Source organism: Actinomadura sp. DC4, from assembly GCF_030406325.1.
In the GTDB taxonomy this organism is placed as follows: domain Bacteria; phylum Actinomycetota; class Actinomycetes; order Streptosporangiales; family Streptosporangiaceae; genus Actinoallomurus.
Genome location: NZ_JAUEQY010000032.1, coordinates 54,950 through 72,929, shown reverse-complemented (window position 1 = coordinate 72,929; position 17,980 = coordinate 54,950). Strand labels below are relative to the sequence as shown.

At 72.7% G+C, this 17,980-nt stretch carries 15 protein-coding genes (1 of these 15 only partly in view); 9 read left to right on the top strand and 6 right to left on the bottom strand.

Going from position 1 to position 17,980, the window contains the following annotated elements:
- The first annotated feature begins 1 nt into the window (after position 1).
- The gene (locus QWU11_RS38305; protein WP_290119441.1) at positions 2 to 1,285 is read left to right on the top strand and encodes a lanthionine synthetase C family protein; all 1,284 of its coding nucleotides are present in this window, start codon (positions 2 to 4) and stop codon (positions 1,283 to 1,285) included.
- A gap of 92 nt (positions 1,286 to 1,377) precedes the next feature.
- Here the strand turns inward: QWU11_RS38305 and QWU11_RS38300 are convergent, their stop codons facing one another.
- The 3 genes from QWU11_RS38300 to QWU11_RS38290 all read right to left on the bottom strand — a co-directional run bounded on the left by QWU11_RS38300 (position 1,378) and on the right by QWU11_RS38290 (position 3,309).
- Positions 1,378 to 1,953, bottom strand: coding sequence for a YceI family protein (locus tag QWU11_RS38300; RefSeq protein WP_290119440.1), 576 nt, complete (start codon positions 1,951 to 1,953; stop codon positions 1,378 to 1,380).
- Between the two features lie 288 nt (positions 1,954 to 2,241).
- Positions 2,242 to 2,853, bottom strand: a complete 612-nt coding sequence (locus tag QWU11_RS38295) for a dihydrofolate reductase family protein (protein WP_290119439.1) — start codon at positions 2,851 to 2,853, stop codon at positions 2,242 to 2,244.
- A gap of 42 nt (positions 2,854 to 2,895) precedes the next feature.
- Positions 2,896 to 3,309, bottom strand: coding sequence for a DoxX family protein (locus QWU11_RS38290; RefSeq protein WP_290119438.1), 414 nt, complete (start codon positions 3,307 to 3,309; stop codon positions 2,896 to 2,898).
- Between the two features lie 295 nt (positions 3,310 to 3,604).
- On the opposite strand from QWU11_RS38290, the gene QWU11_RS38285 reads away from it, so the two are divergent.
- The 8 genes from QWU11_RS38285 (at position 3,605) to QWU11_RS38250 (ending at position 11,791) form a co-directional block, all read left to right on the top strand.
- Positions 3,605 to 5,470, top strand: coding sequence for a histidine kinase (locus QWU11_RS38285; RefSeq protein ID WP_290119437.1), 1,866 nt, complete (start codon positions 3,605 to 3,607; stop codon positions 5,468 to 5,470).
- Entirely contained in the window at positions 5,467 to 6,072 is a 606-nt protein-coding gene (locus QWU11_RS38280) for a response regulator transcription factor (protein ID WP_290119436.1), read from the top strand. The genes QWU11_RS38285 and QWU11_RS38280 overlap by 4 nt, the downstream gene beginning before the upstream one ends.
- A 377-nt stretch (positions 6,073 to 6,449) precedes the next feature.
- Complete coding sequence (locus tag QWU11_RS38275; RefSeq protein WP_290119435.1) at positions 6,450 to 7,478, top strand: alpha/beta hydrolase-fold protein; 1,029 nt, start codon at positions 6,450 to 6,452, stop codon at positions 7,476 to 7,478.
- Positions 7,475 to 8,614, top strand: a complete 1,140-nt coding sequence (locus tag QWU11_RS38270) for an alpha/beta hydrolase-fold protein (protein ID WP_290119434.1) — start codon at positions 7,475 to 7,477, stop codon at positions 8,612 to 8,614. Before QWU11_RS38275 ends, QWU11_RS38270 begins: the two co-directional genes overlap by 4 nt.
- 14 nt (positions 8,615 to 8,628) lie before the next feature.
- A complete protein-coding gene (locus tag QWU11_RS38265; RefSeq protein ID WP_290119433.1) occupies positions 8,629 to 8,784 on the top strand; it encodes a hypothetical protein in 156 nt (51 codons plus the stop codon).
- 123 nt (positions 8,785 to 8,907) lie between these two features.
- Complete coding sequence (locus QWU11_RS38260) at positions 8,908 to 10,803, top strand: HAD-IIIC family phosphatase (protein ID WP_290119432.1); 1,896 nt, start codon at positions 8,908 to 8,910, stop codon at positions 10,801 to 10,803.
- Positions 10,800 to 11,033 (top strand): phosphopantetheine-binding protein, encoded by a 234-nt coding sequence (locus tag QWU11_RS38255; RefSeq protein WP_290119431.1) that lies wholly within the window; start codon positions 10,800 to 10,802, stop codon positions 11,031 to 11,033. Before QWU11_RS38260 ends, QWU11_RS38255 begins: the two co-directional genes overlap by 4 nt.
- Positions 11,034 to 11,059: 26 nt before the next feature.
- Positions 11,060 to 11,791, top strand: a complete 732-nt coding sequence (locus QWU11_RS38250; protein ID WP_290119430.1) for an alpha/beta fold hydrolase — start codon at positions 11,060 to 11,062, stop codon at positions 11,789 to 11,791.
- Here the strand turns inward: QWU11_RS38250 and QWU11_RS38245 are convergent, their stop codons facing one another.
- The 3 genes in view from QWU11_RS38245 to QWU11_RS38235 are tightly spaced (at most 40 nt apart) and all read right to left on the bottom strand, a layout consistent with a single transcriptional unit that may run on beyond the window.
- Positions 11,792 to 12,979: a cytochrome P450 gene (locus QWU11_RS38245; protein WP_290119429.1), complete on the bottom strand. Its 1,188-nt coding sequence runs from the start codon at positions 12,977 to 12,979 to the stop codon at positions 11,792 to 11,794.
- A 40-nt stretch (positions 12,980 to 13,019) separates the two neighbouring features.
- Positions 13,020 to 13,253, bottom strand: coding sequence for an MbtH family protein (locus QWU11_RS38240; RefSeq protein ID WP_290119428.1), 234 nt, complete (start codon positions 13,251 to 13,253; stop codon positions 13,020 to 13,022).
- On the bottom strand, positions 13,254 to 17,980 hold the 3' portion of the coding sequence (locus tag QWU11_RS38235) for a non-ribosomal peptide synthetase (protein WP_290119427.1). The gene runs 466 nt beyond the window's last position; the window shows 4,727 of its 5,193 coding nt (coding positions 467-5,193); the start codon falls outside the window, past its right edge; the stop codon is at positions 13,254 to 13,256.

Genomic DNA, 17,980 nt, shown 5'->3' with positions numbered 1-17,980 from the left:
GATGACGACAGGCGCCGCCCATGCAGTGCGGACGGACGCGGCGGCGATCGTCGCGGAGGTGGCGCGGAGGCTGGCCGACCCGGCCGCCGTCACCCGGATCACCGAGGCCGCCGTCGACCGGTTCCCGGACGGCCGTACACCCGCGACCTGGCATCCGGCCGCCCTGAACGAGGGATGTCTCGGGGTCGCGCTGCTGCATGCCGAGCTGGGCGACCGGCCGGCCGCGCACGTGTACCTGTCCCTGGGGGCCAGAGCCGCGATGCCCGGTCGAAGCGGCCTGTTCGCCGGCCTGCCCGCCGTGGTGTTCGCCACGCGGGCGGCGGTGACGCGGCCCGGCGACTACGCGAACCTGCTCGGCCGTGCCGAACCGGAGCTCCGCGCCGCCGCGGGCGAACGAGCCCGAGAGGAGACCGCGCGCATCGCCGCCGGACGGCCGGGCACCGGCTTCGCCGCGTACGACGTCGTGCAGGGGCTCAGCGGCCTGGGCCGGCTGTTGCTGGGCACCGGCGATGCCGAGCCGGCGGTGAGCTACCTCATCGCTCTCACCGAGCCGGTGGAGGTCGCGGGCGTACGCGTGCCCGGCTGGTGGGTGTCCCACGCTCCGCTGAAGAACACACCCGACGGAGAAGGCCACTTCAACCTCGGTCTGGCACACGGGATCGCGGGTCCGCTGGCCCTGCTGGCCATCGCCCACCGTGACGGGCTGCGCCTGCCGGGACACGAGGAGGCGATCGAGGCGATCGTCGCGTGGCTGCTGGAATGGCTGCACGAGGCCTCATGGCCACCGGTCGTCAGCCTCCACCGGCAGCTGCGCGGCCCGGACGGATCGGCACGGCCCGACCGCCCGAGCTGGTGCTACGGCGTGCCGGGGATCGCCCGTGCCCTCCAGCTGGCCGGCATCGCGCTCGACCGGCCCTCATGGCGGGAGACGGCGGTCTCGGTGCTACGCCGCGTGCTGGCGCGTCCCTGGGAGGAGTGGGACATGATCGACGCGGGCCTGTGCCATGGCTGGGCGGGCATGTTGCACATCACGCGCCTGATGGCCTCCGACGGCGACGCCGCCGACCTGCTGGAAGCGGCCGATGGGCTCGCTCGCCGGGTCATCGGCTGTTTCGACCCCGACGCGCCGTTCGGCTTCCGGTACGCCGCGGGGGCCGACGCGGCGGTCGCACCGGACCGGGCGGGTTTCCTGGAAGGCGCGGCCGGCGTCGCCCTCGCGCTGCATGGTTACGCGAACGACGAACCTTCGAGGACCGGCTGGGACACGGCCCTTCTGCTGAACTGACGGCGAGCGGCACGGGCGGAATCGGCGCACCGCCGGCGCCACCCGGCGGGCCCGATTCCGACTCACCGTCTCACCACGGTGGGACCGGCGGCTCAGGCGTTCAGGAACGCCTCGATGTCCAGGGCGATGTCGATCTCGTCGGCGACGACGATCTTGGTGCCGTCGGCGACCAGGCCGAAGGTGATGCCGAAGTCGCGGCGGCTGAGGGTCGCCCGCGCCGAAAAGCCGATCCGCGGCTCGCCTTGGAGCCCGGTCGGGTCGGAGCCGAGGAACTCGACCTCAAGGTCCACCGGCCGGGTGACGTCGCGGATCGTCAGCTCACCCGACAGCGTCCAGGAGCCGGCCACCGGGCGCAGTGCCCGACTGGCGAACCTCATCCGCGGATACCGCTCGGCGTCGAAGAAATCGGCCGACCGCAGGTGGCCGTCGCGCGTCTGGTTGCCGGTGTTGACCGAGGCGGTCGCGATCACGGCGGTGGCGGCCGAGCGGGCGGAGTCGAGGTCGGTGACGATCTGCCCGCTGACATCGGTGAATGTTCCGCGTACCCGGCTCATCAGGTGGCGGACCGAAAAGCTCACCACGGTGTGGGCGGGATCGATGGTCCAGGTGCCCGCGGCCCAGCCGTCGGGCGTCTGCGGGCCGACGGTGGTGTCGGTGATCGTGGTCATCGGGGTCCTCCTGTTCGTCGCTGGTATTGGAACTGCGGCTTCAGACCTCCACCGTCATGTCGACGGCGTTTCCGAACACGCGGTTGCCCCCTCGTAGGAGCACGTAGCGGTGCCGCCCCGGTCTCGTCCGGCGCCGCCGGCCCGGCGTCGGTGTCGGCGTAGACCGCCTCGGCCTGACCCACGGGTCCCCCTTGTCGTCGGCCGTGCCGGGCACGAGGTAGCGGTTCGCCGCGAGAACACGGCCGATCGCGGAACGGTCGATCGTTCCGGCTGCCTCATCGCCCCGGTTCACCGGCGTACCTTGAATCGCAGGTGAAGCACCCGGTCGCCCCGGATGACCACGTCGGGATCCTCGAGCAGGTGCTGCCGGTCGATGGTGCCGAAGTAGCGCCTGCCCGACCCGAACACCACCGGCACCACGTCCATCGCCACTTCGTCGACGAGACCGGCCGCGAGGATCTGGCCGCCCACGTCACCGGCGTTCACGGCGACGGTTCGCTCCCCGGCGAGTTCCTGGGCCTTGGCGATCCCCGCCGCCACGCCGTCGACGAAGTGGTACGACGCCTCGGGGTGCCAACCCTCTGGCTTGGGCCGGTGGGACACCACGACCACGTGGTCGCCCGCGGGTGGATGGCCTTCCCACCCGTTGACCAGGTCGAACAGTCTGCGGCCCATGACGATCGTGCCGAGTGAGTCCCACGTCGACCGGACGTAGCCCGAGGATGCGCCGGAGACCTTGAAACGGCTTCCGACACCGGAGTGATCGAACCCCTCACCGCCGCCGACGCCGATCGGGGTGTCCCCGCTGAAGTACCACTCGTGGAGTGGTCCGGGATCGTCGTTCTCATCGGCGATGAAGCCGTCCACCGACACCACGTTGTGCATGACCACGGCGCCCATCGGATTCTCCTCATTTCCCAAGGTGGATTGCGTGCCGGCTCGTCACGACCTTGCGGCCCTTGACGTCAGGGGGTCGTGGCCGGTCCTCCCGGGTTCGATGGCACAGGGCCCGAAACGGGCGAAGGCCACGAGGGCCGCGAAGGCGCCGAGAACGATGGTCGGAACGGCACTCGCGGGCTCACCGATGGCGACGTTGGTGATCGTTGCGCCGATCATGGTCACAACGAGGCCGGTCGCCGCGATGGGCGTCAGAATCGGCATGATCCTCGTTGCCGCAGGAATCACCAGACCGATGGCGCCCAGTACCTCAGCGGCGCCGGCGAGTTTCAGCAGGGCGACGGGTACTCCCTCAGCCATTTGCTGGAGCTCGCCTGCCGGCGCCAGCAATTTGCCTCCGCCGACGACGAGGAATGCGAACGCCAACAGCGACGATGCGATCCATACCGCGATTTTCACAGCGTTGTCCTATTTGGTGTGATCCGACATATCTCAGACGGTCTGAGTTGGTGCATGACGACCTCACTCTCCGCCGGTGCCGGGGGCGCCTGGTAGTGCGCGACGACACGAGGGTTCCGGTGGTTCTGCATGCGGCGACCGTGCACTTTGCATGACTGCGGCCCGCCCGATCCTCGATGTGGACGTGGGCACTTAGAGTCGACCTGTGCAGACAATCGCCCAGCACGTCGCGCTCGGCGGGGACCCGTCGTGCGGTGGTGGACGACGCCCCGATCGCCGCGTCGCGGGTCTTGGCATGGCGACGAAAACGCTGGTGTTCGCCTATCTCGGTTGCGTGCTGGTCAGCAAGCTCGCCGATGGAAACGAACATCCCGACTTCAGGTACGGCCCGTTCGTTGTCGTGTGCTTCGTGCTGCCGTTCTGGTATGTGAGCGGACGTGCGCGAGGACCGTGGCTGCGGTGGCCCTGGCTGCTGCTGCTCGCGCAGTGCGCTGTGACCTACCTCGGGTTCGCCGTCTTCGAGGATCGCTGGGTGGGCGGCGTTTCCGGGTTGCTCGGCGGGCTGGTGCTGCTGGTGGTGCGGTCGCCCTGGTCCTGGTGGCTGTTCGGCCTTCTCGCCGGTGCCGAGATCTCGGTGTGGCTGGTGGTCGGGCTGCCCTATCAGCCGCCGGTCAACGCGGCGTGGTGGGTGCTGAACGCGTTCGGCAACGTCAGCATGGGCTTGTTCGGCCTCACCCGGCTCGCGTCCCTGGTCGAACGGCTCGAGTCCACCCAGGACGTTCTCGCGGGTGCGGCCGTCATGGCACAGCGGCTCGCGACGGCGAACGACGTCCGATCCACGATCATGCGACGTCTCGAACAGCTGGGCGAGCACGTCCGCAACGCCCTCACCAACGGGCCGGCCGCCGAGCGGACCGAGCTGCGGCTGGCCGGCGAGGCGGCGCGCGCCGCCGCCGCCTCGGCACGCCGCATCGTCACCGAGATGCCCGCCCCGCCGGAACTCGGCACCGCGGACGGCATAGAACGGGTCACGCCCGCGCTGGCGCGCCGGATCGTCGCCGCTGTCGTCGTCCTGTACGGCGTCCAGTACCTGCTGAACCTGACCGCCCCCTCCGCCGGTGGAGCAACGGCCGGCGTCGCGACGACGGCGCCGGCCGTACTGGTCGCGGTGACGATGGTCCTTCTGCAACTCCGGCACGCCCGCTTCCGCCCCGGAGGCGGACTCCCACCCGGATGGCCATGGACGCTCGGGGCGCAGGCCGTGCTCAGCTTCGTCGCGTACCCGGTATTCGGCGTGGCGAGCACGGGGTTCCTCGCGTTCCTCGGCGGCAGCATCCTGCTGTTGATCGAACGTCCGATCCGCTGGGTGCTCTTCGGCGCGATCATGGCCAGTCTGCCGATGCTGACCTTGCTCAACCCGGGCGATCTGGCCGGCCTGCCGTTCCAGCTCCAGTGGTCGGTCTACGCCGCCTCCACCCTCGGCGGAGCGGGACTGTTGGTCTACGGGCTGTCGCGGTTCAACCGGACCGCCGGAGAGCTCGACATCGCGCGGCGGCAGCTGGCCCTCGTCGCCGTCACAAGCGAGCGGCTCCGGATCGCACAGGACGCCCACGACACCCTCGGCCTCGGCCTGTCGACCATCGCCCTCAAGAGCGATCTTGCCCAGACGCTCCTCGACCGCGGCGACCCTCGCGCGCACCGTGAGATGGTGCACATGCTGCACCTCGCAAGGACGGTGGCCTCCGACGCGGAGTCCATCGTGCAGAGCGCGCCCGCACTGGACCTGGACGCGGAGATCGCCACCGCGCGCGACGTGCTCACGACCGCCGGCGTGACGACCACGATCACACGTACGGACATCCCGCTGGACGCGACCACCGAATCCGAACTCGCCGCGGTCCTCCGCGAGGCGATCACCAACATCCTCCGGCACAGTGCCGCACGCGAATGCCGCATCGAGCTCGTCTGCGGCGACGGCCAGGTGTCCCTCGTCATCGACAACGACGGCGCCCCGCCCGGCCGTGAGGCGGCGCAAGGACATGGGCTGGCCAACATCGCCGCACGCGCCGCCCGGATGGGCGGCTCGATGAGCACCGAAGCCGGCGGGCACCGGTTCGTGCTCGCCACTTACGTGCCCTCCGGACGAGGGACGACGGCATGATCCGCATCCTGGTCGCCGAGGACTCCGCCATCCTCCGCGACACCCTCGTCTCGGTGCTCGACCTCGAAGACGACCTGACCGTGGTCGCCGATGTCGCGACAGGCACCGAGATCGTGCCCGCGGCCCGCCTGCACGCCCCGGATGTCGCCGTGCTCGACATCGACCTTCCCGGTATCGACGGATTGACCGCGGCCAGGCAGATGTCCGCAGAGCTCCCCGCCTGCAGCGTCCTGATCCTGACCGCTCACGCCCGGCCCGCCAACCTCCGAGCCGCCCTGAACGCACACGTCGCGGGGTTCCTCGCCAAGGACACCTCGGCGCGCGACCTCATCACCGCCATCCGTACCATCGCCGCAGGCGGCCGCGTCGTCGACCCGGAAGTGGCGATCGCCGCGATCGAAACCCGGCCCAGCCCGCTCACCGCACGCGAGACCGACGTACTCCGCCTCCACGCCCAAGGCGCCGGTCCCCGCGATATCGCGAACACGCTGTACCTGTCCTATGGCACGGTCCGCAACTACCTCGCCTCCGCCACCGACAAGCTCGGCGCACGCAACCGCACCGACGCGGCCATCATCGCAAGTCAGCAAGGATGGCTCTAGTGATACACCCGGATCTGCCGCCATGACCTCCTGGTCGTCTGGTTGCCACCGGTGTGTCCCCACACCGGCCCACATGGGCCGGCGTACCGCATGAGGCCCAGGCCGTACCGCATGGTGCCCTGCATGCCCTGGTCGAGCTGTTCTGCGCCGGGCACGCAGAACGAGAGGACACCCGCATCGCCCCGTGAGGCATCCGGGCGAGGTAAAAGAGGCAATTGCCTTCTACAGACGGCGGGGCCCACACGTAGGCAAAGGCGGAATTGCCTAACGCTAGGGTTCCCCTGACCTGCGTTCTTCTAGTGTCGCGATACCGCTCACCGCGCCGGCGGCTGGCATCACCTCACCGCGCTAGGGGACCTGTGGCCGAGCTGTTGGGTTTGACCAAAGCCGGTTTCATCGCATCGTCGCTCGTCATCGCGCTGGTGGCGGTGGTGGTCTGCGTCCGGCTGCTGCCGAGATACTCCGGTACGGGTCTCGGGCAGGCGGCCGTACGGGCGGGGCTGCTGGTGGGCAGTCAGGTGCTGCTCCTGCTGGCGCTGCTGGTCGTGATCAACTCCGACATGCAGTTCTACTCTTCATGGGAGGACCTGTTCGGTGCGGACTCAGGCACCGTACGGATCGCCGATCAGTCTCCCGTGGCGCAGCCGCCCCCGGCCGCGCCACGCGTCAGGCCGTCGCATGACGCCCTCACCCGCCGGTTGCCGGCCGGCGAGGGACGGCTGCGCGTCCTCAGCCTGCGCGGCTCGCGGTCGGGGATCGGCACCCGGGCGTACGTGTACCTGCCGCCGCAGTACGCGCAGGATCGGTCCCAGCGGTTCCCCGTCGTGCTGTTCCTCGCCTCTCCACGCGACACGATCCTGCGGCGGCGCCTTCCCGAACTCGCGGCGCGTGAGATCGCCGCCGGGCGGCTGCGTCCAGAAGTGATCGTGATCGCGCCGACCGGCCCCGGCTGCGTGGACGTGCCCGGCGGCAAGCAGGGCGAGACGTTCCTCAGCGAGGATCTGCCCGCCGCGGTCGACGCCGCGTACCGCGTCGGCACCGCCCCGGGGAGCTGGTCGGTGGCGGGGCCGGGCATCCGCGGGCCGGCGGGGTACTGCGCGGCGCTGCTCGCGATGCGTCACTCCGACCGGTTCGGCTCGGCGGTCTTCGCCGCGCCCTCCCTCACGCCGCCTCCCGGGAGGCTGTACGGCGACAGCCGGTCCATCCGTGATGAGTACGACCCGCGCTGGCGGCTCCGGCACCGGCCGCCTCCGCCGATCAGTGTCGGTGTCATCGCCGACGACGGGTTCTCCGCCGACGCCCGCCCGCCGATGCGTGCCGAACCGCTGCCCGTGACCGCCGCGCAGGACGTTCCCGCGATCCTGCGCTGGCTGGGCACCCACCTCTCGCCGGGGAGCCGGCCGTGATCAGACTCACCGGAGTTCCCCTGCAGGTCATGCTCGTCATCGTGGCGGTGATCGTGCTCGCCGCGGCGATCTGGTTCGCCCCGCGGGTGGCAGGCCGGCGGTCCACGCACGTGCTGGCGCGCCTCGGCATCGTCGCCGGCTGCCAGTTCTTCCTGGTCGTAGCCGTACTGACCATGGTCAACGCCACCTTCGACTTCTACGGGTCGTGGGGCGACCTCATCGGCGCGCAGGCCGGGCGGAGCGGTCCGGGCGTACCCATGGCGGCCGGGGCGGGCGGTTTCGGCACCTCGGCGGTCCGCACCGCGCCCGTCACCTCGGACCCTTCGGCGCCGAGGTACCGGCTTCCGGCAGGGCAGGGCCGCATCGACTCCGTCGTCATCCACGGAGTGCGCACGGCGATCAGCGAGCCCGCGTTCGTCTACCTTCCGCCGCAGTACTTCGCACCGGCGTACGAGGCCCGGCGATTCCCGGTGACCGTGGCCTTCACGGGATACCCGGGCAACGCCGAGAACCTCATCACCCATCTGCGGCTGCCGCAGACGGTCGCCCAGGAGATCGCCGCAGGTCGGATGCCCCCGACGATCGTCGTCATGGTGCGCCCCACCGTCGCCCCGCCTCGCGACACCGAGTGCACCGACATCCCGCACGGTCCCCAGGCCGAGACGTTCTTCGCCGAGGATGTGCCGGCCGCACTCGCCGCCGTCTACCGGACCGCCGACCGCGCGTCCGGCTGGAGCGCGCTGGGCGACTCGACCGGAGGCTACTGTGCGGTCAAGCTCGCCATGCGGCACTCCGACCGCTACTCCGCCGCGGTGTCACTCGCCGGCTACTACCACGCCCTCCGAGACTTCACCACCGGGGATCTCTACGGTCACAGCAGGGCGTACCGGGATGAGTGCGACCTGATCTGGCGACTCCGGCACCTGCCACCGCCGCCGGCGAACCTCCTGCTGACCACCAGCCGCACCGGCGAGAAGGACTACGGCCAGACGCGAGAGTTCCTGGCCCTCGCGCACCCGCCCACCCACGTCGCCTCGATCACGCTGCCGTTCGGCGGCCACAACTTCACCACCTGGCAACGCGAGCTCCCGCCGGCGCTGCGCTGGCTCGGCGCCCACCTGAAACCGGGCACCTGACCAACTCGTACCTGGTGTTCGAACTGCGGGTCGACAACGTCGACCAGCGAGCCTATGACCTGACCGCCGTCCGCGCCGCGATCGATGACTGGATTACCGCCCGCGTCGCCGGCCGGGCGTCGGAAAGGCCGGTCGCGTCACATCTGGACCAGCCGGACGGGCGGCGCTGATCCCACGGCGGCAGTCCTCCAGGGTCTTGTCCACGCCGGCCTTATCGGGCCGCGCCCGCCGGGCTAAACTGCATGATCGAGAACGGGCGTCGAGTGACCGGCCGGCGGGTGAGCGTCATCGCGATGAGCAGCACCTCCTCCCTGGACTCGTCCTCGGCCGACCCCGAGGACCCGATACTCCGGCTGCACCGTGACGGGCGTCTCCTGGCCGAATACCCCGAGGTCCGGCGGTTGCTCGACGGGCTTCCCGACGACCGGCTCCACCGGGCCGGGCGGCTGCTGTCGCGGCTCGATGCGGACGAGGTGCTCCGTGCCCACCCGGACGTCCCGGTCACCACCATCGCAATCACCGGGCACGGCACGCTCGACGCGCTGGTCGCCCCGCTCACCGCCGAGACGGCCCGGCACGGGTTACTCCTGCGGCCCGTCATCGGCGACTTCGACGCGTACGTCTTCGACCTCGGTGACCCCGGCAGCCGGCTGTACGCCGCCGAGCCGGACCTCGCGCTGTGCCTGCTCGACCCGGCGGTCGTCTTCGACGAGGTGCCCTCGCCCTGGCGCCCGGACGACGTCCAGCGCGTCCTCGCGGACAAGCTCGCGCTGCTCGACGGCCTGGCGGCGCGGTTCGGGGAGACCGGGCACGGCACGCTCGTGCTCAACACGATTCCGCTCCCGCGCCTCATGGCCGCCCAGCTGGTCGACCACCGGTCCCGCGCGGCGCTCGGCGCGCTGTGGCGCGAGGCGAACGCCCGGCTGCTGCGGCTGGCCGAGACGCATCCGCGGGTCGTCGTGCTCGACCTGGACACCCTCGCCGCGGAGGGTGTCGCCGTCACCGACCCGCGCCTGAGCGTCTACACCCGAGCCCATCTGACGCCCGGTCTGCTCGCCGCGTACGCCCGCGAGGCCGGGCACCTGGCCCGGCACCTCTCCGGGCGGGCGAAGAAGGTCCTCGCCATCGACCTGGACGGCACGGTGTGGGGCGGTGTCCTCGGCGACGACGGTCCCGACGGGCTGGAGGTCGCCGGGAGCCACCGGGGCGCGGCCTACCAGGCGTTCCAGCGGACGGTGCGCCAGCTGGCGGCGCAGGGCGTGCTGGTCGCCGTGGTGAGCAAGAACGACGTGGAGCCCGTACGCCGGATGCTGCGCGAGCATCCGGACATCCTGCTGCGCGAGGACGACGTCGTACGGGTCGCCGCGAACTGGCGGCCCAAGCACGAGAACCTCGCCGAGCTGGCCGAGGACCTGGGGCTCGGCGTGGACGCCATCGTGTTCGTCGACGACAGCCCGCACGAGACCGGCCTGGTCCGCCGCGAGCTGCCCGGGGTCGCGGTGGTCGCGGTGGACGACGAGCCGGCGTGGCACGTGTCCCGGCTCCTCGCGGACGGCTGGTTCGACGGCGTGGAGCTGACGGCGGAGGACCGGGAGCGCCCGGCGCGCTACCGGGACGAGTTGTCCCGAAGGGACTTCCTCGGCTCGTTCACCACGGTCCAGGACTACCTGCGGGAGCTCCGGATCACCGTACGCGTCGCGCCCGCCGTCGCCGGCGAGGCCGGGCGGCTGTCGCAGCTGACGCTGCGTACCAACCAGTTCAACCTCACCACCGAGCGGCTGCTGCCCGCCGACGTGGAGGAGCTCCTCGGCGATCCGGACGCGCTGACGCTCGCGGTGCACGTGGCCGACCGGTTCGGCGACAGCGGCATCGCCGGCGCGATTCTGGCGCGCCGGGAGGGCGGCGTCCTCGCGATCCGCAACTTCCTGCTCAGCTGCCGGGTCTTCGGCCGCGGAGTGGAGCAGGCCGCCCTGTCGGCGCTGCTGGAGCACGCGCGTACGAGCGGTGCCACGGCCGTGACCGGGGCGTACCGGCGGTCGCCGAAGAACGCCAACGTCGCGGAGTTCTACCCGCGGCACGGCTTCGCGGCCGTCGACAGAGGCGACGACGTCGCGACGTTCCGGCACGACCTTGCCGAGATCGCACCACCGCCCGACCACATCACGCTGACCTTCGGCGGGAGCCCGTGAACGACATCGACGATTTCCTCGCCCTCCTGCGGGACGAGCTGGGCATGGCGGTCACCCGCGATGACCTGGACAAGCATCTGGACCACGTCACCGAGTGGGACTCGGCGCACCTGGTCGAGCTGGTGACCCTGCTGGAGCGCGACACCGGGCACGGCATCTCGCTGCCGGACGCGCTGACCGCATCCAGCCTGGCCGAGATCTACGCGGTCGCGGTCGCCGGCACCGCCTGAGGACCGGCACACGACGTAGGAGGACCGTGCTCACCGACGAGAACCTGGTACGCCTGACCCCGCGGGACTCCCCCGCCGCCCACCTGGTCTGCCTGCCCCACGCCGGGGCCGGCGTCGCGGCCTTCAAGGTCTGGAGCGAACGGGTCGACGAGGACATCGAGCTGATCGCCGTGCGCCTGCCGGGCCGGGAGTCGCTGTTCCAGCAGACCCCGATGCGCGACATGGCGGCGATCGGCGCGGCCGTGGCCGGCGTCGTCGCCGGCCTCGGCGGGCCGGTCGGGCTGTTCGGCTACTGCGCGGGCGCGTTCGCGGCGTTCGAGACGGCGCGGCGGATGACGGCGACACCGGCCCTGCTCGCGGTCTGTTCCCAGACCGCCCCGCACCGCAACGCGCCGGCCGCGACGGTGCACGACCTGCCCACGCCGCGGCTCAAGGAGGCCCTGCGGGAGATGGGCGGCACCGAGCCGATCGTCTTGGAGCACGAGGAGTTCTGGGAGGTGACCGAGCCCGCGATCCGCGCCGACTACGAGGCCGCGGAGACGTACGCGACCGGAACCGAGCCAAGGATCGCCTGCGACGTCCTCGCCTTCCGGGGCGACGGTGATGAGGAGGTCTCCGCGAAGGACGCCGGGGCCTGGGCGGAGGTGACCACCGGCACGTGCACGACGCGTCCGCTGGACGGCGGGCACTTCCTGCTCAGGACGCGCGCCACCGAGGTGCTCGCGGAGGTCGAGCGCCGTCTCCTCGGCCGCTGCTGATCATCGGGGCTCGAACGCGACCGGCAGCTCCTTGAGGAACCGGAAGTTGATGGTCTCGTGCCATTCGAGCCGCGCGGACGTGAGCCGCAGGCCGTGCGTACGGGAGAGCAGCGCGCCGAGCACCAGCTCGGTCTCGGCGAGCGCGAGCGCGGCGCCGAGGCAGTAGTGCCGGCCGTGGCCGAAGGACAGGTGCGCCTTGGCGTCGCGGGTCACGTCGAGGCGGTCGGGGTCGGCGAACGCCTCCTCGTCCCGGTTGCCCGAGCCGACCAGCAGTGTCACCTGGTCGCCGGCCGGGATCGTCCGGCCGTGCAGTTCGATGTCCTCCCGCGCGGTCCGCGCCGTGAACTGCACCGCGCTGTCGTACCGGAGGAGCTCCTCGGCGGCGGTGGCCCGCAGCTCGGGCCGCCCCTGGAGCAGCTCGAGCTGGCCGGGGTCCGCCAGCAGGGCGCGTACGGCGTTGGGGATCTGGTGGGTGGTGGTGACCTGGCCCGCGTCGATGATCAGCAGGAAGTTCGCGAAGACGACGCCGGGATCGCGGCTCTCCGGTGAGCCGGCCGCCAGCATGTGCCCGAGGAGCGCCGGCGGTTCGTCCTGGGCCGCGAGCGCGTCGAACACCTCGCGCAGGCGGCGGAGCCGCCCGGACTCGGCGCCGGACTGGGTGAAGTAGACGTGCAGGAGGCTCTGCCAGTCGTCGAGGAGGTGCCGGTGCTCCGGCGGGAGGCCGAGCATCTCGGCGATGACCGCCTTGGTCAGCGGCGCGGACAGGTCGCCGACCAGGTCGATCTCGCCACGGGGCAGAACCTCGTCGCACAGCGCGGCCGCCCGCCGCTCGATCGAGGCGCGCAGGTCCGCGACGACCCGGCGGGAGAAGCCGGCCTTGGCCATGTTCCGCAGGGCGGCGTGGCGGGGGCCGGTCGCGAACAGCATCATGTCCGTCAGCAGACCGGCGAGCGGCCGCATGAGCCGGCGGGTCTCCGGCGTCAGCCGCGCCTGGAACGCCGTGACCCGGTCCTCGGTCAGCCGGTCGTCGGTCGAGAGCGCGGCGATGTCGCCGTGCCGGCTCACCACCCAGCTGCGCAATACTTCGTCGTGGTAGACAGGATGGTCCTCGCGCAGCCGCCGGTAGAAGGGGTACGGGTCGGCGAGCCATTCCGGGGCGAACAGGTCGACGAGCGTCGGGGTGCTCACGGGGCCGCGCCGACGGCGTACGGCATGGCCCCGGTGGCCCTCAGGATCGCTCCTCGTGTTCCCGCATCGCCTCGATGAGGGAGTTCGGGCGCATGTCCGTCCAGTTCTTCTCGACGTAGTCCAGGCAGGCCGCGCGTGTGTCGTCCTCGAAGGCGACGCGCCAGCCTTCCGGGACGTCGATGAAGGCCGGCCAGAGGGAGTGCTGGCCCTCGTCGTTGACGAGCACGTGGTAGCGGCCGTCCTCGTCCTCGAAGGGGTTGGTGTTGTCGGGCATTCAGCCGACCTTTCTCTCGATGGCCTCGGCGATCTCCGCGAGAGGCCGGGGCTGGGTGAGCTGGCCGTGGTGGCAGTCGATCCGGTGATCCTCCACCGAGGCCCCGGTGAGCTTCTCCCAGACCCCTGCGGCCCCCTCGGGATGGTCGCGGGCGGCGGTGAAGAAGAGCACGGGACCGTCGAGGGGAGCCGGGGTGTAGGCCGCGGCGAGCTCGATGCCTGCCGCCCAGACGGCGAGGACGGCCGCGAGACGCGCCTCCTCCAGGTCACCGAACGGCCCGCCGGTCCGGCGGCAGAGGCCGAGGACGCCGTCCAGGTCCCGTACGCCGGCCGCCGTCTCGGGATCGAAGCCGAGTGCCTCCAGGATGGAGCGGATCCGCGCGCGGGTGTCGGTCGTACGGGTGTCCTGACCGCCGGATGGATAGGCGTCGAGCAGCGCGAGCAGCGCGACCCGCTCGCCGCCGGCCTGGAGGCGGGCGGCGATCGCGTTCGCGACGAGGCCGCCGAAGGACCAGCCGAGCAGGTGGTACGGCCCGGTGGGCTGGATCTCGCGGATCCGCGCGGTGTAGTCGGCGGCCATCTCCTCGACGCTGCCCGGCGGCGCGCCCGCGGTGAGACCGCGCGCCTGCAGCCCGTAGACGGGACGGCCGGGCAGCAGGTCGGCGAGCCCGCGGTAGCACCAGGCGAGTCCCGCCAGCGGATGGACGCAGAACAGCGGAGAGCGGGTCCCTTCGGACCGGATCGGCAGGAGGTTCGCGAACGCGCCGCCCTCACCGGCGGCCGCGGCGTGTGCGGCCAGGCCGTCCAGAACGGCGAGCCAGGTGCCGGCGATCTCCCGCGCGTCCCGTTCGGTGAGAATCCCCTCCGGCCAGGACAGCGCGATGGTCATCTCGGGGCCACCGGCCAGGTCGCGGACGTGGGCGAGGACCTCCAGGGCGTGGCCGGCCGGGGTGTCCGCGCCGTCTCCTCCGCCGAGGACCGTCCGCCCGGACGGCGTCCAGTCGCCGCCGTCGCCCGCGGTGAAGCGTCCCAGGTAGTTGAAGCCGACCTGCGGCGCGGGCAGCGCGGCCAGAGCGGGAGCCGTCTCCGGGTTGAGGTGGCGGAGCAGCCCGTGCCCGCGGCCGTCGCCCGGAACCGCGCGCAGCCGTTCCGCGACGTGGCGGACGGCGTCGCCCGCGGCGGGACCGCCGGCGCGTACCCCGGCGACGTCGGCGGTGCCCGGGTCCAGGCGAACGGGGAGCACGTTGGTGAACCAGCCGACCGTACGGGAGACGTCGGCGTCGCCGAGCTGCTCGCGGCCGTGGCCCTCGAGGTCGACCAGGACGCTCCGCAGGCCGCGGTGTTCGGCGAGAGCGAGCGTGAGGCCGGTCAGCAGAACCTCGTCGACGCCCGTCCCGAAGGCGGCGGGCACGCTGCTCAGCAGCGGCCCGGTGCGTTCTGGAGGCAGGGTCACCGTCACCGTGCGGAGCCGGCTCGCCGTGTCACGCGCGGGGTCGAGCGGGCGGTCGCCCAGCGGCGGATCGTCGCCGTCGAGCAGGCGTTTCCAGGCGTCGAGCTCGGCGACCTGGCCGGGCTCGTGCGCACGCGCGGCCAGCAGGCGCGCCCACCGGCGGAACGACGTCGGCACCGGCTCCAGCTCCACCGCACGCCCCGCCGAGACCGCGCGCCACGCCACCTCCAGATCCGGCACCAGCACCCGCCACGACACACCGTCCACCACCAGGTGGTGGACCACGACCAGCAGACGGCCGGAACCGCCCGCACCGGCGTCCAGCCAGACGACCCGCACCATCGCGCCCCGCCGGGGGTCCAGCCGCCCGGCCTCCGTACGCGCCTCCTCGGCGAGCGCCTCGTCGCCCGTGAACGCCACGCGGCGTACGACGTCGGCCGCCCGTACCGTGCCCGGCGGTGGCACGACCAGCCCGTCCCCGCTCAGCCGGGCGCGCAGCATGTCGTGGTGGTCCAGCACGCCCTGGACCGCGACGGTCAGGGCGTCCAGGCCCAGATCGGCGGGCACGGACAGCACCATCGACTGGCAGAGCCGGTCGGCGAGGCCACCGCGTTCGCCGAGCCAGCGCATGACCGGGGTGAGGGGCAGCTCGCCCACGGCGACGTCCTCCGGCGCGTCCGTCTCCTCCGGGGGCGCGGCGACGGCGGCGAGCGCGGCCGGGGTCCGGCGGACGAACACGTCCCTCGGCGTGACCTGCAGGCCGGCCCGGCGTGCCCGGGTGACGAGCTGCATCGACATGATGCTGTCGCCGCCCAGGTCGAAGAACGAGTCATCGGCGCCGGCGTGGTCCAGGCCGAGGACCTCGGCGAACAGTGCGCACAGCGTCGTCTCGGCCGCGCCGGCGGGCTCGCGCCCGGCGGCCGCGCCGGTGAAGTCGGGCGCCGGGAGCGCGGCGTGGTCGAGCTTGCCGTTCGGCGTCCGCGGCAGCTCGGTGAGCGGCACGACCGCGGCCGGGACCAGGTAGGCGGGCAGGGTCTCGGCCAGCGACCGCCGCAGCTCCGCCGGGCCGGCCCCGTTCGCGCCGTCCATGACCACGTAGCCGACGAGGCGGCGCTCGCCCGGAGCGTCCTCGCGGACCGTGACGGCGGCCTGGCCGACGCCCGGCAGGGCGGTGAGCGCGGTCTCGACCTCGCCGGGCTCCACGCGGAAGCCGCGGATCTTGACCTGGCCGTCGGCGCGTCCGGCGTAGGACAGCCGGCCGTCGCCGGTCCAGCGGGCCAGGTCGCCGGTGCGGTACATGCGCTCGCCCGGCGCGAACGGGCAGGCCACGAAGCGTTCGGCGGTCAGGCCCGGCCGGCCGGCGTAGCCACGGGCCAGCCCGGCTCCCGCCACGTACAGCTCTCCCACCACGCCCTCGGGCACCGGGCGCAGCCATCGGTCGAGCACGTGGACGCGCGTCCCCGCGACCGGCCGGCCGATGGGCGGCGGGCCGTCGCCGAGCGGGTCGCTGACCGTCGCGCACACCGTCGTCTCGGTCGGCCCGTACGCGTTGACCATGCGGCGGCCCGCCGACCAGTCGCGCACGAGGCTCTCGGGACACGCCTCCCCCATGACGGCCACCGAGCGCAGCGCGGGCAGCGGCCGCCGCGGCACCGAGGCGAGGACGGTCGGAGGGATCTGCAGGTGGGTGATCCGCCGGTCGGCGAGGAAGGCGCCGAGCTCGTCGCCGGCCAGCGGGCCGGGCGGCGGGAGGACGAGCGTCGCCCCGGAGGTCAGGGCGAGGAGGATCTCGGCGACGGCGGCGTCGAAGCTCAGCGAGGACAGCTGTGCCACCCGCGCGCCGGGCCCGGCGTCGTGGCCGATGCGCTCGCGCTGCGCGGCGGCCAGGCTCGCGAGGCCGGCGTTCGGCACCACGACGCCCTTCGGCGTGCCGGTGGAGCCGGAGGTGTAGATGACGTACGCGGGATGCTCCGGCCGCGGTACGCCCGGGGCGGTGACGCCGGTCCCCGCGGAGCCCTCCTCGCCGAGGACGATCCGGGGCAGGTCGACGTCCGGCAGGACGCCGGCCGTGGTGAGGAGCACCGCGGGGGCGGCGTCGGCGATCATGTGGTCGACGCGGGCCCGCGGGTAGTCCGGGTCGACCGGCAGGTACGCCGCGCCGGTCTTGGCGATGGCCAGCAGCGCGGTGACGGTGCCCGCGGAGCGCGGCACGGCGAGGGCGACGACCCGCTCGGGACCGGCGCCGTGTCCCGCCAGGTCGCGCGCGAGCCGGTCCGCGGCGGTGTTCAGCTCGGCGTAGGAGACCTCGGTGTCCTCGTCGCACAGCGCGACGGCGCCCGGGGTCGCACGCGCCTGGGCCTCGAAGAGCGCGGCGAGCGTCGATCCGGGCGCCGGCGGCGCCGGCGCGGCGCCGTACCGCAGCAGGCGCCGCCGCTCGTCCGGGTCCAGCGTCTCCACCCGGCCGAGCGGCCGGCCGGGGTCGTCGGCGATCTGCCGCAGCAGCCGGACGAGGCGGTCCGCGACGCGCTCCACCTCGGTGGCGTCGTACAGGTCGGGCCGGTACACGAGGCGTACCCGGATCGGGTCGCCGGGGAAGACGACGAGGGTCAGGGCGTAGTGGTTGGCGTTGCGGACGCCGGCGAGCGTGACCCGCGGGCCGTCCTCGGCGGCTTCGCCGGCGGCCTCGACCGGGTAGTTCTCGTAGTTCACCAGCGTGTCGAACAGCTCACCGGCGCCCGCGAGCCGCTGGACGGCGGCCAGGCTCAGGTGCTGGTGCGCGATGAGCTCGGCCTGCTCGTCCTGGAGCGCGGCGAGGGTCCGCGCGATCGACCGCTCCGGGTCGAGCCGGACGCGAACCGGGATCGTGTTGATGAACAGGCCGAGCATGGTCTCGGCGCCGGCGAGCTCGGGCGGCCGGCCGGCGACGGTGTTGCCGAACACCACGTCGTCGCGCCCGCTGAGCACGCCGATGAGCAGGGCCCACGCACCCTGCATGACGGTGTTCAGCGTCAGGTCGTGGCGGCGCGCGCACGCGCGCAGGCCGGCGGTCAGCCCGTCGCCGACCTCGACCTCGATCTCCCTCGGCACGAGGGACGCGCGGCCGGCGTCCCGCGGCGCCACGAGGGTGCCCCGGTCCAGGCCGCGGAGGATCCGCCGCCAGGTCGACTCGGCCTCCTCGCGGTCCTGGTCGCCGAGCCATTCCAGGTAGTCGCGGTACGGGGTCACGGGCGGGAGCCCGGCGGGATCACCGCCCGCCGCGTAGAGGGCGAACAGCTCGC

Coding starts and splice junctions, on each gene's coding strand:
- QWU11_RS38260 (WP_290119432.1), top strand. CDS start 8,908: ATGAGCAGCACCTCCTCCCTGGACTCGTCCTCGGCCGACCCCGAGGAC.
- QWU11_RS38295 (WP_290119439.1), bottom strand. CDS start 2,853: ATGGGCGCCGTGGTCATGCACAACGTGGTGTCGGTGGACGGCTTCATC.
- QWU11_RS38285 (WP_290119437.1), top strand. CDS start 3,605: ATGGCGACGAAAACGCTGGTGTTCGCCTATCTCGGTTGCGTGCTGGTC.
- QWU11_RS38300 (WP_290119440.1), bottom strand. CDS start 1,953: ATGACCACGATCACCGACACCACCGTCGGCCCGCAGACGCCCGACGGC.
- QWU11_RS38280 (WP_290119436.1), top strand. CDS start 5,467: ATGATCCGCATCCTGGTCGCCGAGGACTCCGCCATCCTCCGCGACACC.
- QWU11_RS38305 (WP_290119441.1), top strand. CDS start 2: ATGACGACAGGCGCCGCCCATGCAGTGCGGACGGACGCGGCGGCGATC.
- QWU11_RS38240 (WP_290119428.1), bottom strand. CDS start 13,253: ATGCCCGACAACACCAACCCCTTCGAGGACGAGGACGGCCGCTACCAC.